Source organism: Gemmatimonas sp. (genome assembly GCF_021298855.1).
Lineage (GTDB): Bacteria > Gemmatimonadota > Gemmatimonadetes > Gemmatimonadales > Gemmatimonadaceae > Gemmatimonas.
Genome location: NZ_JAJTHI010000040.1, coordinates 1 through 14308, shown reverse-complemented (window position 1 = coordinate 14308; position 14308 = coordinate 1). Strand labels below are relative to the sequence as shown.

Here is a 14308-nt window from a genome sequence, read left to right as displayed (position 1 = left end):
GCCCGAGGAAACGACTCATGATGATCGAAATCAACCTGCTCCCCGGCGCCAGGAAGAAGGGCAAGAGCGCCGGCGGCGGGATCTCCCTCGGCTCGCTCTCCGCCCTGGCGGCCGGGATCCGCGATCCGTGGCTCATCGGCGCCGCCGCGTCCGTGGTGGTGTCGGTGGCCGCCGTGGGTCTGCTCTTCTCCGCGCAGAGCGCCCGCGCCACCGAACTCGGCACACGCGTCGAAAAAGCGGTTCGTGATTCCACGCGCTACGCCAAGGTCCTGTCGGCGCGACACAAGCTGACGGCCGAGCGCGACTCGGTGATGCGACAGCTGCAGATCATCCGCACGATCGATGACAATCGGTACAATTGGGCCCACATCCTCGATGAGGTGAGCCGCGCCCTGCCGGCGTACACGTGGCTCACCGTCATGGAGCAGACCACGAAGACGCCACTGCCGCCCGGCATGGACTCCACCGAGACCACCCCGGCGCCCAAGGCGGCCAAAGAGAAGAAGGGCAAGGACACGGACGAGAAGGCGCCGGCCGATACCATCACCGTGCACCCGCCCCTCGGCTTCCGGATCGTCGGCCAGACCGTGGACATCCAGGCGCTCACGCTGTTCATGCGCCAGCTCGAAAGCTCGCCGTTCGTGCAGAAGGTCTCGCTGTCCAAGTCGGAGATCGTGATCGTCGAGGGCAAGGACGTCACGCAGTTCGAGCTCCACGCCGAATACGAAGTTCCGCCCCCGGGTGTCGTTCGCACGACGCCGCTCGTCGTCCCCGTTCGCTGAGCTGTTTATGGCCCTCCTCCCAACCGCCCAACGAGACCAGATCAAGCTGCTGATCGGCTTTTCCGCCATCACGCTTGCGGTGGTCTATTGGATGTACCCCTACGCCGCCAAGAACGAGCAGCTGGCGGCCGATGAAGCCCGCATCGCCACCCTCGAGGTGGCCAATCAGAAGGCGGCACGCGAGTTCGACAGCGGCAGCATCGAACAGCTGCGATCGCAGGCGGCGCAGAATCGCTCGGCGCTCACCGTGATGCGCCGCCTCGTACCCACCGGCAACGAAGTGCCCGCACTCCTCGAGGAAGTCAGTACGGCCGCTCGCCGCGCCGGACTCGATGTGGGCGGGGTCGTGCCCGAGCCCGTGGTGGCCGGCGATCGCTTCGATACCTATCGCTACACGGTGACCATCATCGGTGGGTACCACCAGTTCGGCGAGTTCCTCGCCAACGTCGGGTCCCTCGCGCGCATCGTGGCGCCGGTGAACTTCGCCATCACCGCCGGGACCACCAATCGCCAGCGCAGTGGTGTCCGCACGTCGGAGAAGGGATCCCTGGCCGCCACCATTACCCTGCAGACCTACGTCGAGCGCACCGCGCCTGCGCCGCGCGCGAAGGAGCGGTCGTCATGATCTCCGCCCTCCGCCTGCTCATGGGTGCGGCGCTCGCCAGTGTCATGCTGACCCCGGACGCCGCTGCTCAGCAGCCCCGCGTCACCACCGTCCGGAGGGACTCGGTCGGGACCGTCAGCGCGGCCGCCGTCAAGACGGCCCCCGTCAAGACGGCCCCCGCCGCCAAGACCACGCGCACACCGCGCGAGAACGCCCGGAAGAGCGCGATCCCCTCGGAGATCACGCTCCAGCGGGAATCGTACGCCTACAGCGGGAGCGGACGTCGCGATCCCTACAAGTCGCTCATGTCGAGCAGTGAAGTGCGACCGCTGCTGAGCGACCTCCGCCTCACCGCGGTGGCCTTCGACCCCGCCGGCGGCAACTCGGTGGCGATTCTCCGCGACTCCTACTCCAAGACGCAGTACCGCGTGCGGGTCGGGCAGCAGCTCGGCCGCCTGCGCGTCAGCGGGATCCGCCAGAAGGCGGTGCAGTTCACGATCGATGAATTCGGATTCAATCGGCAGGAGACGCTGCCGCTGAGCAGCGATACGACGAAAGTGAGGAATCCATGATGGGACCGACGACCGTTGCGGTGATCGCCGCGCTTCTGGCAGGCGGCTCGCCTGCCCCTGCGGTACACACCGCCCCCCCGGCCGCCACGGCCATCACCAACGACGCCGCCATTCGCGGGCGCGTGCGCGGACTCGAGGTCGCGCCCGCCCCGAACGGTACCGCCATCGTGCTCGATGTCGATGCCGCCGTGGCGCTCAATCACTTCATGCTCGACAATCCCTCCCGGTTGGTTGTCGACCTGGGTGGCGCCAGTCTCTCCATCCGGTCGAACTACGACGGCAAGGCCCGCGGCGCCGTGCGCAACGTGCGCCTTGCGCAGTTCCGCGCGGATACGGCGCGCCTCGTCATCGACCTCGATGCCGCGCACCAGTACACGGTGGAACGTGACGGCAACAGCGTCCGCATCAACATCGAGGCCACGGTCTCGTCGTTTGCGCGCTGGAGCACGGGACGCTCCGCGGCCCACGTCACGGCCGTTGCCACCGGACGCCTCGAGTCACCCGTCGTGGTGCCCGCGGGCACCGCACCGAATGCCGAAACACCGGCGGCGCCGGCCAAGGCGGAGCCAGCCAAGGCGGAGCCAGCCAAGGCGGAGCCGGCCAGGGCAGAACCAGCCAAGGCGGAGCCGGCCAAGGCAGAACCGGCCAAGGCGGAGCCGGCCAAGACAGAACCGGCCAAGGCAGAACCGGCCAAGGCAGAACCGGCCAAGGCAGAACCGGCCAGAAACGAGCCGGCCACGGTCGAGGCCAAAGCCGAGCCGCGGCACAGCGCGTCCGATGACATGCTCACGCCGCGCACCCCGGCATCGGCCGCGTCCATCACCGCGGCGCGCCGCCAACAGCAGAAGCCGCGCATCACCGTCTCGTACGACGGCACCAACATCCGCGACGTGATCGCCGCCTTCGCCACCTTCTCCGGCCGCACCATCGTGGTCGGCAAGGATGTGGAAGGCACGGTCACTGCCGACATCGCCGACAAGCCGTGGGATGTGGCACTCCAGGCCATCCTGCAGTCCCAGGGGCTCGCCGCCACCGAAGACGCCAGTGGGATCATCTCGGTCGACAGCTATCGCAACCTCGCCTCCAACCAGGCGCTGGAGCCGCTCGTCACCCAGATCGTCGACGTCAACTACGCCAAGGCCGCCGTCCTGCAGGGCACCGTGCAGGCGCTCCTGGCGCGTGACTGCACCGGACTCGCCACCATGCAGACCGGCCGCGAAATGGGCATGTCCATGAATCCGGGCGGTGGCCAGGGTGGCGGCGCGCAGCAGCAGATGGGCGGGCAGGGGTGCGTCGTGCGCGGCTCCGTGGCCGCCGACAGCGCCACCAACAAGCTCATCATCACCGAAGTGCCGTCGCGCCTGCCGGAAATCGTGTCGCGACTCCAGCAGCTCGACATCCGCACGCCGCAGGTCGCCATCAAGGCGAAGATCGTCTTCGTCAACCGCACGGGCATCCAGGACATCGGGCTCGCCTACGACCTCGGCACCGGCAATCGGCAGTTCTTCCAGCAGCTCGTGCCGCGCACCGACCCCAACACGCTCACGCCGGTCGACACCGACGGGGACGGGGTGCCTGATGCCACCGGTGGCGGACAGCCCTTCCAGGGGCCGGCCCGCATTGCGCTCGGCGGCAACGCGATCGCCGGTATCGCCAACGCCAACAACGCCATCAAGCCGAACGCGCTCAATCTCATTTACAGCACGGCCCTGGGTCGCTACCAGCTGACGGCGTTCCTCAACGCCCTGCAGACCTCGTCGCTCGCCGACGTGCAGTCGGAGCCCAGCATCACGATCCTCAACAACCGCAGCGCCGAAATCTTCGTCGGCCAGGAAATCCCCATCCGCGTCATCGACGCCGGCGGCCAGGGTGCGCAGGGTGGCGGTGGTGGCGGTGGTGGCGGGGGCGGTGGTGGCGGCGGCGGCGGCCAGATGGCCCCCAACGCGGCCACGTTCTTCCCGCGTGCCGCCGTGTCGAAGGAAGAAGCCGGCATCAAGCTCTCCGTCACGCCGCAGATCACCAACAACAAGATGGTGCTGCTCAACATCAAGGCGGAAAACTCGAGCGCGGAAATCTCGCAGACCGACGTGGGCGTGATCTTCAATCGCCAGCGCGCCGAATCGCAGGTGCTCGTGGCCGACGGCGAAGCGGCCGTCATCGGTGGGCTCACCGTCACGGAAACCACGCGCTTCCGCAGCGGGATCCCCGTGCTGATGAACCTCCCCTTCGTGGGCCGGATCTTCTCGCAGAACTCCAGAAACGAGACCAAGCGCGACCTGCTCATTCTGGTCACGCCGCACATCCTGGACGAAGGCATCACGCCGCCGCCGGGCCGCTGACGCGACGAGGAACATACCCGACATGCTCTCACTCCTCTCCACCCCCCGGCCGCGCCTGCGCGCGGGCCTCGGCGCCCTCGTGGCCGCCGTGGCCCTCGGCGCCTGCAGCGGCGACGAGGTGATCGACCCGCCCTTCGCCGATACGGTGAAGCCGCGGGTAACCATCGCCAAGGGTAACGCCGTGGCCGACACCCTCGTGTCGGTCACCATCAACGCCACCGACAACATCGGGCTCAAGCGCGTTCGCCTGTTCCTGTCGGGCGGGATCACCGCCACGTACGACACCACCATGACGAGCGCGGTCACCTCGCTCACCCTGGCGGTGAACGTGAAGGTGCCCTCCAGCGCGCCCATCGGCGCCACCGTCAACGCGCGATCGGTCGCGATCGACGGCGCCGGCAACTTCAGCGACACCGCGCTCGTGGCGCTCACGGTCGGCAACCTCGAGCCGCCGCGCGCCATCATCACCAGCCCGGTCGCCGCGTCGCCGGTGGTGAGTGGCAAAGCCCTCGTGCTCTCGATCTCGGCCAAGGCGCGCTACAAGGTGCGGACGCTCGGCTATCAGATCAGCGGCGCCTTCAATGCCGCCGACTCGCTCGGCTTCACCTCACCGCTGCGCGACTCCCTGGCCATCCTCGACACGCTCACCATCCCCGACACGGTGCGCGGCGCCACCATCAACGTGACGCCCTTCGTCACCGACTCGCTCAATCAGCGTGTGCTCGGGACCGCGGTCGCGTATGCGGTGCAGAGCCCGGCCAACGCGAACACCATTCCCGTGGTGCGCACCGGGGTCTCCCGCCGCGTCGAGGTGAGCGACACCGTCTTCGTCGAGGCCACCGATCCGGTGGGCATCAGTGTCATCGGGTACGAGGTCCGCTCCCTCACGGGCCAGCTCCTGGTGGCCGACTCGGTAACGTCCACCGGCGCCTTCTCCACGCTCGTCCGAACCTTCCGGTCGCGCCTCCCGGTCAACGTCTTCCCCACGACCGTCACCATCGCCGGCTTCGCCCGCAACGCGAACGGACGTCGCGATGTGGCGCGCTTCGGATCGGGCGCCGTGCGGGCCGATAGCGTCCAGGTGGTCGCCGGGTACACCAATCCGCTGCCGGGCGGCGGTCAGATTGCCGATGCGATCTACGTGCCGCGCACCGATCGCCTCTACCTGTCCAACATCGAGCGCAACTGGCTCGAGGTGTTCAACCTGGCCGACTCGACCTTCCGCGCCCCCGTGGGCGTGGGGTCGCGCCCCTGGGGCCTTGCCGCCTGGCCGCGCGACCGCGATGGCGCCATGGGCGATACGCTGCTGGTGGCCAACTCGGGCGGTACGAACATCAGCTACGTGAACCTCAATGCCGGTCCCACCGGCCGCGAGGTGTACCGGTACCCGCTGCCGAACATCATGGTGTACTCCGTCACCAGCGTGAAGTCGCAGCTCACCGATCAGGTCATCACGCAGCGCACCGTCTACGACTTCAGCGACCGTCCGCAGTACCTCGCGACGACGTGTGTGGCCTCCCCCAACCCGGGGACCCCCTGCGGTGACGTCGTGGCGGTGTACTCCACCACGCCCACCCCGGGGCAGAGCGCGCCCTTCCCCAACAAGGGCACGGTGCGCTGGGAGAATCTGAACAAGAACTCCTCGCACTTCTTCTTCGAGCAGGCCATGGGGCAGACGCAGAACCGCTCCGACACGCTCGAGATCGAGCGCTTTGCGGCCGGTGGGGTGGGCGCCGACTCCGTACTGCTGCCGTTCCGACAGTCCATCGTCACCCCCAACGGCACGTTCAACTACTCCGTGGTGGCACGCCTCGATCAGCTGGCCTTCCGGGATACCACCTACGTGCGCAACTCCGGCAACTTCCGGCGCGCCATCATCGGCGAAGGCGGACCGGTGCTCGGCAGCCGTGCGCTCACCTACGACGTCACCCGGGGCTTGGACAACGGCACGCCGCTGCCCGTCATTGATCGGGGCATCTCCCGTCCGGTCGATGTGAGCGACTTCATCGCGAACACGTTCGCCCGCGTCCAGGGGGTCGGGATCAACTTCGACGGTGAACTCAACGCGGTGAAGGGGGACTCCACGTACCTGTTCGACAACACGCTGCGCCTGCAGGGCATCCTGCAGAGCCGGCCCAGCGGCGGTGGACTCGACTTCCATCCGCTCAACAACAGCGCGAACTCCACGCCGCTGCGCACGCGGCTGGCGTTCGTTGCGTCGAGCGAGCCGGTCATCGATGTCTTCGATACCTACTGCTATCGGCGGATCGCCACCGTGCCCATCCGCGACCCGATCATCGGTCCGGTGCGCGCCACGGTCCGCCCCAACGGTCAGCTGGTACTCGTCGGCGCCACCATCCGCGGTGTGACGCTGGTGGCACTGCCAGACAACTTCACCACCACCTGCCAGTAACGACACGGGGCGCGTCTCAGGACGCGCCCCGTGCGTTTACACGGAAGGCAGCAGGTCGCAGGGAGGCAGGAGGAAGGGGGCAGGGGGCAACCACGCCTGTGTCTCCTGCTTCCCGCCCCCTGCGCCCTGCGCTCTGCTCCCTCCCGTGTCACGAAGGGCGCGCCGTCGGCGCGCCCTTTCCATATCGAGGCGCCGCTCGGTACGTTGCGACCATGCCTCTCCGCTTCACCACGGCCGGCGAATCGCACGGTCCAGCGCTCGTCTCCGTTCTCGAGGGAATGCCCGCCGGCGTACCGCTGCGCGCCGACGACGTCGATGGCGAGCTCGCGCGCCGTCAGCAGGGCTACGGGCGCGGACGGCGCATGCAGATCGAGACCGACCGCATCGAGTTCCTCTCCGGCGTAAGGGCCGGCGAAACGCTCGGGTCCCCCATCGCCATGCTCGTGCGCAACAGCGATTGGAAGAACTGGGTCGACATCATGGACCCCGCCCCCCGCGAGGCCGATGCGGATGGCCCGCGCAAACGGCACGTCACCCGGGTGCGCCCGGGCCACGCCGATCTCACCGGGCTGCTCAAGTACGATCGCCGCGACGCCCGCGACATCCTCGAACGCGCCTCGGCGCGCGAAACCACCGCGCGCGTGGCCGCCGGCGCCATCTGCAAGGTGCTCCTCCGGGAAGTCGGGGTGCACATCGGCTCCCATGTCGTACACCTGGGCGGTATCGACGCCGACCGCCCCGACGCCCTGCCCGACAATCTCAATGCGGCCGCCGATGCCTCGCCGGTGCGCACCCTCGACGCCCAGGCGGAGGCACGCATGATGGCGCGCATCGATGCGGCCAAAAAGGAGGGCAACACCCTCGGCGGGATCTGCGAAGTGGTCGTGCGCGGATTGCCGGTGGGACTGGGCTCGCATGTCTCCTGGGATACGCGTCTCGATGGCAGGCTCGGCCAGGCCATGCTTTCCATCCCTGCCGTCAAGGGCGTCGAGATCGGGCTGGGATTCGAGACGGCGCGGCGCACCGGCGCCGACGTGCACGACGAAATCGAAGCCGCCGCGGGGCGCACGCGGGCCGGCCATCTCCGCCGGCGCAGCAACCGCGCCGGTGGCACCGAGGGCGGGATGACCACGGGCGAGGACCTCGTGGTGCGCGTGGCCATGAAGCCCATTGCCACCCTCATGCGCCCCCTCAGCACCGTGGACATGGCCACCGGGGAGGCCGCGCAGGCCGTCGCCGAGCGCAGTGATGTCACCGCCGTGCCGGCGATGGGTGTCATCGCCGAAGCCATGGCCGCCTTTGTGCTGGCCTCGGCGCTGCTCGAAAAGTTCGGCGGCGATTCCCTCCGGGAGACGCAGCGCAATCTCGACGCCTACCTCGCGCGCCTCGACGAACGCGTCGAGCGCTGACCGGCAGCCGCTGCGCGTTCGCCCGTGACCCAGAGCGACGGCCATCTCGTGCTCGTCGGCCTCCCCGGGGCGGGGAAGTCCACCATCGGCCGCGTCGTGGCACGTCAGCTCCGGCGACCGTTCCTCGATTTCGACGCCGAGATCGAACGGCGCGTCCACTGCACGGTGGCGCAGTACTTCGCCCGCTCGGGAGAGGCCGCCTTCCGCGAGCTGGAGCGCCTCCTCACGCGCGAACTCGCGACGGCCGCCCCAATGGTCCTCGCGCCCGGCGGGGGGTGGGTCACCAACCCCGGTGTCATGCAACTGCTGAGGCCGCCGGGACGAATCGTGCACCTGCGGGTATCGCCGCAGGAGGCCATGCGGCGAATTGCCAGATCCCGCCACGTGCGACCGTTGTTGCAGGAAGCCGATCCGGAAGCGAAGATGCGGGAGCTGTGGGCGGCTCGACGCGCGCTCTATGCGCAAGCCGATGTCGTTTTGGACGTGGAAAGCCTTACATCGCAACAGGTTATAGATTCCGTGGTCAAACTTGCCCACGGGGGGACGCCGGGGATAGGTTAGGAAATGGACGATCGTTGGGCGCCGGTTTTGGACGAATTGCGAGAGCGCTTTGCTGCCGACACGGATGTGGTGGAGGTAGAGGCGTACCTCTCGTCGAAAGGATACGATCGGCGTCAGATCGGTGAGATTCTTTCCCTGCTGTATAGCGATACTGGGGCGTCGCCCACCGGCGGCACCGAGCGTACCACCGACACCGACCGTGAGCCGTCCCTGCGGGTACAGGGGCCTCACGAACGTGGCCGGTTCACCACCGAAGCCTGGGGCTACCTGGTCGTGCTGTATGCCTCGGGGGCGGTGAGCCTCAACGACTTCGAACATTTGGTGGAGCGCGCGCTCGTCCATGTCGACGGCCGCATCACGCTCGCGGACATTCGCTCTCTCGCGGATGACGCCGGCCTCGATGATGGCGCCATGGGCGGCGAGCACCCCCTGATTCACTGAGCTGATGCCAACAAAAAAGGCTGCAACCAAGACGGCCGGGAAGGGTGCGGCGAAGTCCGCCTCCGCCTCGGCCGCGAAAAAGGCACCCGCCAAGAAGGCGGCGGCGCGAACAGCGGCCGCCGTACCGGCCCCGGCCAAGAAGGCCGCCAGGAAAACGGCTCGCAAAGCCGCCGCCCCGGCCACCGCACGCAAGAGCGCCCGCAAGGTGGCTGCCGTGGAGGTCGAGGAGGAGGTGGAGCCGAACACGGCCGGAGGGACCTCGCTCGTCATCGTCGAGTCGCCCGCCAAGGCCAAGACCATCGGCAAGTACCTCGGCCGCGGCTATACCGTGCGCGCCACCGTGGGACACGTCCGTGACTTGCCCGCCAAGAAGCTGGGCATCGACATCGACAAAGGCTTCGCACCCGAATACGTCACGATCGAGGGCAAGGAAGACATCCTCACCGACCTCAAGAAGATCGCCAAGGGCGCGCGCGAGATCTTCATCGCCACCGACCCCGATCGCGAAGGCGAAGCCATCGGCTGGCATGTCGAACAGTATTTCACGCAACCCAAGCGCCATGCCGTGTCGGCGCCCATTCGTCGCGTGATGTTCCATGAGATCACCAAGGACGCGGTGCAGCGGTCCATGGCGAAGCCCATGGATATCGACAACAAGAAAGTCGAGGCGCAGCAGGCGCGCCGCGTCCTCGATCGCCTGGTCGGGTACAAGGCCAGCCCCGTGCTCTGGAAGACCGTCAAGAAGGGGCTGAGCGCCGGACGCGTGCAGACGGTGGCGCTCCGGCTCATCGTCGAGCGCGAACGGGAAATCCGCGCCTTTACCCCCGTCGAGTACTGGAGCATCGCCGCCGACCTGCAGAAGGGGCAGCAGCCCTTCGCGGCGAAGCTCCATCAGGTGGACGGGAAGAAGCCGGAAATCCCCAACGGCGCCGAGGCCGAGCGCATCCTCGCCGACCTCAAGGGACGGAAGGAATTCGAAGTCACCGAAGTCAAGCGGCGCGAGCGTCGCAAGAATCCGGCGGCCCCCTTCACCACGTCCACACTGCAGCAGGAAGCGGCCAAGAAGCTCGGCTTCGGCAGCAAGCGCACCATGCGCCTGGCGCAGGACTTGTACGAAGGCATCGACGTGGGCGTGGATGGCGCAACGGGTCTCATCACCTACATGCGTACCGACTCCACGCGCGTCTCCGAGGATGCCGCCAACGCCGCCCGCGAGTCGCTGCGGGCGCAGTTCGGCAACGAGTTCCTCGCCGCGCAGCCGCAGCTGTATCCCAGTGGCAAGGCCAACGCCCAGGACGCGCACGAAGGCGTCCGCCCCACCGATCCGGCGCGTCGCCCCGAGGCCATCCAGAAGTTCCTCACGGCCGACCAGTTCAAGCTCTATCAACTCATCTGGCAGCGCTTCATGGCGTCGCAAATGGCGCCGGCGGTGTTCGACACGACCACGGTCGATTTCGCCATTCCCACGCAGGGGCGGGCGTACCTGTTCCGCGCCACCGGCTCGGTGGTCAAGTTCCAGGGCTTCCTCGCCCTCTACCGCGAGGCGCGCGAAGAGGGCGATTCGAAGGCGCTGGAAGACGAGCAGGCGCTCCCCTTCCTCGAGCAGGGTGAGCGGGTGCCGGTCAAGGCCATCACGCCCACCCAGCACTTCACCGAGCCGCCGCCGCGTTTCTCGGAAGCGTCGCTGGTCAAGGAACTCGAGCGACTTGGCATCGGGCGGCCGTCCACCTACGCCAGCATCATCTCGGTGCTCGCCGAACGGCGCTATGTGCTGCTCGAGCAGCGCCGCTTCTTCCCCACCGCGCTCGGCGAGACGGTGGAGAAGGTCATGGTGAAGAAGTTCCCCGATCTCTTCGACGTGAACTTCACGGCCAAAATGGAGCTCGAACTCGACAAGATCGCCGACGGCGAGACCGGGTGGGTGGCGGTGCTCGACGAGGAATGGTCGAAGATCAAGAAGAACCTCCACGACGAAGACCTCCCCGCACTCATCGGGGAGGCCTACGACCTGTCGGCCCTCGCCTCGGAACAGTGCCCCGACTGCGGGGGCAAACTGGTGGCCAAGGGCGGCTTCTTCGGGCCCTTCGTTGCCTGCGAGCATCATCCCAAGGCGTGCAAGTACACGCGCCCCATCAAGGGCGAGAAGAAGCCGGCGGAACTGACCAGCTACCTGTGTCAGGAGTGCGGGGCGCCCATGGTCGTGCGCCACGGGCGCTCGGGTGACTTCCTGGGGTGCAGCAAGTTCCCCAAGTGCCGCGGTACGCGCAGCATGCCCACCGGCGTGAAGTGCCCCAAGGACGGCGGGGAAATCGCGGAACGACGCAGCAAGAAGCGCGGCAAGGCGTTCTACGGCTGCGAGAACTACCCCAACTGCGACTTCGTCGTGTGGGACAAGCCCGTGGCGGAAACGTGCCCCGAGTGCGGCTACGTGGGCGCCGAAGCCAAGGCCAACAAGACCCGCGGCTCGTTCCGCAAGTGCATCAAGTGCGGCAACGAGTGGGATGTGCACACGCCCGAGGATGTCGAGGTGGCGGAGGTCGCGTGACGGTCCATGTGGTGGGCGGCGGCCTCGCCGGCAGTGAGGCCGCCTGGCAGCTGGCGGAGCGGGGGCACGACGTGGTCATCCACGAAATGCGCCCGGTGCGCGGAACGGCGGCGCACAAGACCGACCGCCTGGGGGAACTCGTCTGCTCCAACACGTTCAAGAGCACCGAGACCACCAACGCGCACGGCCTCCTCAAGGCGGAAATGCGCGCCCTTGGCTCGCTCATCCTCGCCTGTGCCGACGAGGCCCGGGTGCCGGGGGGCAGTGCCCTCACCGTCGACCGTGCGCTCTTTGCGCAGGGGGTGCACGAGCGCATTCACGGGCACGCGCGCATCACCGTGTCGCGCGAGGAAGTGCGCGAACTCCCCGACGTCGGCATCGTGGCCACCGGACCGCTCACCAGCGATGCGCTGGCCGAGCGCATTCGGGCGCGGCTGGGGGTCGAGTCGCTTGCCTTCTACGATGCCATTGCCCCGGTCATCGCGGTCGAGTCCATCGATCAGGACATTGCCTTCCGTGCGTCACGCTGGGGCAAGGAAACGATGGAGGGGGCCGGGGAGGACGGCGCGTATCTCAATTGCGCCATGACGCGCGACGAGTACGAGGCCTTCATCGACGCGCTCACCACGGCCGACCAGTTCACCGCGCACGAGTTCGACCACGTGCCCTACTTCGAAGGGTGCATGCCGGTGGAGGAGATGGCGCGGCGCGGGCGCGAGTCGTTGCGCTTCGGCCCCATGAAGCCGGTCGGGCTGCAGGACCCCCGCCGCGCCTCGCGTCCGCACGCGGTGGTACAGCTGCGTCAGGAAGACCGGGCCGGTCGCATGTGGAACCTCGTGGGATTCCAGACACGTCTGCGCATTCCCGAACAGGCCCGCGTCTTCCGGCTCATTCCGGGGCTCGCGCAGGCGGAGTTTCTGCGCTTCGGCAGCATTCACCGCAACTCCTACGTGAATGCCCCGGCGGCGCTCACGCCGCACCTCTCGCTGCGCGATGCGCCCACCACCCTCTTCGCCGGGCAGATCACGGGGGTCGAGGGGTACACCGAAAGCAGCGCGACGGGGCTGTTGGCCGGCATCAATCTTTCGCGCCTGCTGCGCGGGGAGACGCCAGTCGTGCCGCCCCCCACGACCATGATGGGCGCCCTCTATCGCTACCTGCGCGAGGCCGATCCCCGGCACTTCCAGCCCATGAACGCCAACTTCGGCCTGCTCGACGAACTCGACGGCGTGCCCCCCAGGGTGCTCAAGGACAAGGCACGCAAGCGCGAGCTGTTCGCCGAACGTGGGTTGGCGCAGGTGAGCGCCTGGCGGGATGCGCACGCGCTGGCGGCGGCGGTGGCGTGAGCGACGCTCCGCACGAGTCGCTCCCGGAGTCGCTCCCCGAGGTGCCGCTCCCCACGGAGATCCGCGAGTTTCTCGTGCACCTCGAAAAGGGGCGCGATCTGTCGCCCAACACGCGCGCCGCGTACACCCGCGACCTGCGTGAATTCTCCACCTGGCTGGCGCAGCTGCATGGAGCGCAGGGGTGGGACTGGAACGAGCTGTCGCGGACGAGCATCCGCGGGTACATGGCCCATCTCACGCGGCGCGGCCTGGCCAAGCGCAGCATCGCGCGGCAGCTCAGCGCCGTGCGCAGCTTCTATCGCTGGATGCACCGCGACGAACGGGTGGACGTGAATCCCGCCCGCGCCGTCCGCACGCCGCGTCTGCCGCGGACGCTGCCGGCCTATCTCGACCGCCAGCAGGCGGAGACCCTGCTCCAGCACGCCGCCACGCGTGCCCAAAGCCTCGCCTTCACCGACGTGCGCAACCTGGCCATGCTGGAGCTGTTCTACTCCAGCGGCCTCCGGCTCTCCGAGCTCCGTGGCGTGGACCTCGCCGATCTCGATCTCGTGTCGCAGCAGGTCAAGGTGCGCGGCAAGGGCCGCAAGGAGCGCATCGTCCCGCTCGGCGATCATGCCCAGCGTGCCCTGCGCAACTATCTGATGAAGCGCGACGCGCTGCTGCAGCAGGTGGGTGGGGTGAAAGCCGGTCGGGTGGCGCGTGGCGCCGTCTTCCTCAGCGAACGGGGCAGTCGCATCAGCCCGCGCGCCGTGCAGCACGCCATGGTGCAATTGCTGGAGGCGGTGAGTGAGGGCGCCGACCTCACGACCCACTCCCTGCGGCACAGCTTCGCCACGCATCTGGTGGACGCCGGCGCCGACCTGCGCGCGGTGCAGGAGCTGCTCGGCCACGCCAGCATCAGCACCACGCAGATCTACACGCACACCAGTGTGGAACGCCTCAAGAAGGTGTACCGGCAGGCGCACCCCCGCGCGTAGGTGAGGATGGGCGTCTGTTGGCAAGGCAGGGGGCAGAGCGACGGGGATCAGGGCAAAGAGGGAAGGCGGCGTGTTCGCCCCCTCCCCCTTGCCATCTGACCCCTGCACCCTGCTCCCTGCCTTGTCAGTCAACGCGCCGACGGCGCGCGTACCCCCCATCGCGCGTATGCCACAGGCGGTTGCCGATGTGCACCAGCGCCACAGCTGTTGGCCATCCTCAGCGTACCGTGAGAAACTCGCCCGTACCGCTCGGGAAATGCGGCATGCCCCCAAGCAGGATGTGCGCGGCCCGCTCCGCATCGAGATTGCCACCGCACAT

The 14308-nt window shown here is 68.1% G+C and carries 11 protein-coding genes; all 11 read left to right on the top strand.

What is annotated here, in order from left to right; translation table 11 throughout:
- The first annotated feature begins 17 nt into the window (after positions 1-17).
- The 11 genes from LW840_RS12630 (at position 18) to xerC (ending at position 13989) form a co-directional block, all read left to right on the top strand.
- Positions 18-782, top strand: coding sequence for a PilN domain-containing protein (locus LW840_RS12630; protein ID WP_291266612.1), 765 nt, complete (start codon positions 18-20; stop codon positions 780-782).
- Positions 783-789: 7 nt separating this feature from the next.
- Complete coding sequence (gene pilO, locus LW840_RS12625; protein ID WP_291273987.1) at positions 790-1407, top strand: type 4a pilus biogenesis protein PilO; 618 nt, start codon at positions 790-792, stop codon at positions 1405-1407.
- Positions 1404-1958 (top strand): hypothetical protein, encoded by a 555-nt coding sequence (locus LW840_RS12620; protein ID WP_291273986.1) that lies wholly within the window; start codon positions 1404-1406, stop codon positions 1956-1958. Before pilO ends, LW840_RS12620 begins: the two co-directional genes overlap by 4 nt.
- Positions 1955-4297: an AMIN domain-containing protein gene (locus LW840_RS12615; protein ID WP_291277093.1), complete on the top strand. Its 2343-nt coding sequence runs from the start codon at positions 1955-1957 to the stop codon at positions 4295-4297. Before LW840_RS12620 ends, LW840_RS12615 begins: the two co-directional genes overlap by 4 nt.
- A gap of 22 nt (positions 4298-4319) precedes the next feature.
- Positions 4320-6710, top strand: a complete 2391-nt coding sequence (locus LW840_RS12610; RefSeq protein WP_291277092.1) for a hypothetical protein — start codon at positions 4320-4322, stop codon at positions 6708-6710.
- Between the two features lie 212 nt (positions 6711-6922).
- A complete protein-coding gene (gene aroC, locus LW840_RS12605) occupies positions 6923-8119 on the top strand; it encodes a chorismate synthase (protein WP_291269135.1) in 1197 nt (398 codons plus the stop codon).
- Positions 8120-8143: 24 nt separating this feature from the next.
- Entirely contained in the window at positions 8144-8680 is a 537-nt protein-coding gene (locus LW840_RS12600) for a shikimate kinase (protein WP_291277091.1), read from the top strand.
- Between the two features lie 3 nt (positions 8681-8683).
- Complete coding sequence (locus LW840_RS12595) at positions 8684-9121, top strand: DUF494 family protein (RefSeq protein ID WP_291262849.1); 438 nt, start codon at positions 8684-8686, stop codon at positions 9119-9121.
- 4 nt (positions 9122-9125) lie between these two features.
- Positions 9126-11666, top strand: coding sequence for a type I DNA topoisomerase (gene topA, locus LW840_RS12590; protein ID WP_291262850.1), 2541 nt, complete (start codon positions 9126-9128; stop codon positions 11664-11666).
- A complete protein-coding gene (gene trmFO / locus LW840_RS12585; RefSeq protein WP_291262851.1) occupies positions 11663-13012 on the top strand; it encodes a methylenetetrahydrofolate--tRNA-(uracil(54)-C(5))-methyltransferase (FADH(2)-oxidizing) TrmFO in 1350 nt (449 codons plus the stop codon). The genes topA and trmFO overlap by 4 nt, the downstream gene beginning before the upstream one ends.
- Complete coding sequence (xerC, locus tag LW840_RS12580; protein WP_291269137.1) at positions 13009-13989, top strand: tyrosine recombinase XerC; 981 nt, start codon at positions 13009-13011, stop codon at positions 13987-13989. Before trmFO ends, xerC begins: the two co-directional genes overlap by 4 nt.
- Positions 13990-14308: the final 319 nt, after the last annotated feature.

What these genes read in the sequence shown, in the direction of transcription:
- LW840_RS12595 (WP_291262849.1), top strand. Translation starts at nt 8,684, where the DNA reads ATGGACGATCGTTGGGCGCCGGTTTTGGACGAATTGCGAGAGCGCTTT.
- LW840_RS12615 (WP_291277093.1), top strand. Translation starts at nt 1,955, where the DNA reads ATGATGGGACCGACGACCGTTGCGGTGATCGCCGCGCTTCTGGCAGGC.
- LW840_RS12620 (WP_291273986.1), top strand. Translation starts at nt 1,404, where the DNA reads ATGATCTCCGCCCTCCGCCTGCTCATGGGTGCGGCGCTCGCCAGTGTC.
- aroC (WP_291269135.1), top strand. Translation starts at nt 6,923, where the DNA reads ATGCCTCTCCGCTTCACCACGGCCGGCGAATCGCACGGTCCAGCGCTC.
- LW840_RS12630 (WP_291266612.1), top strand. Translation starts at nt 18, where the DNA reads ATGATGATCGAAATCAACCTGCTCCCCGGCGCCAGGAAGAAGGGCAAG.
- LW840_RS12610 (WP_291277092.1), top strand. Translation starts at nt 4,320, where the DNA reads ATGCTCTCACTCCTCTCCACCCCCCGGCCGCGCCTGCGCGCGGGCCTC.
- pilO (WP_291273987.1), top strand. Translation starts at nt 790, where the DNA reads ATGGCCCTCCTCCCAACCGCCCAACGAGACCAGATCAAGCTGCTGATC.
- topA (WP_291262850.1), top strand. Translation starts at nt 9,126, where the DNA reads ATGCCAACAAAAAAGGCTGCAACCAAGACGGCCGGGAAGGGTGCGGCG.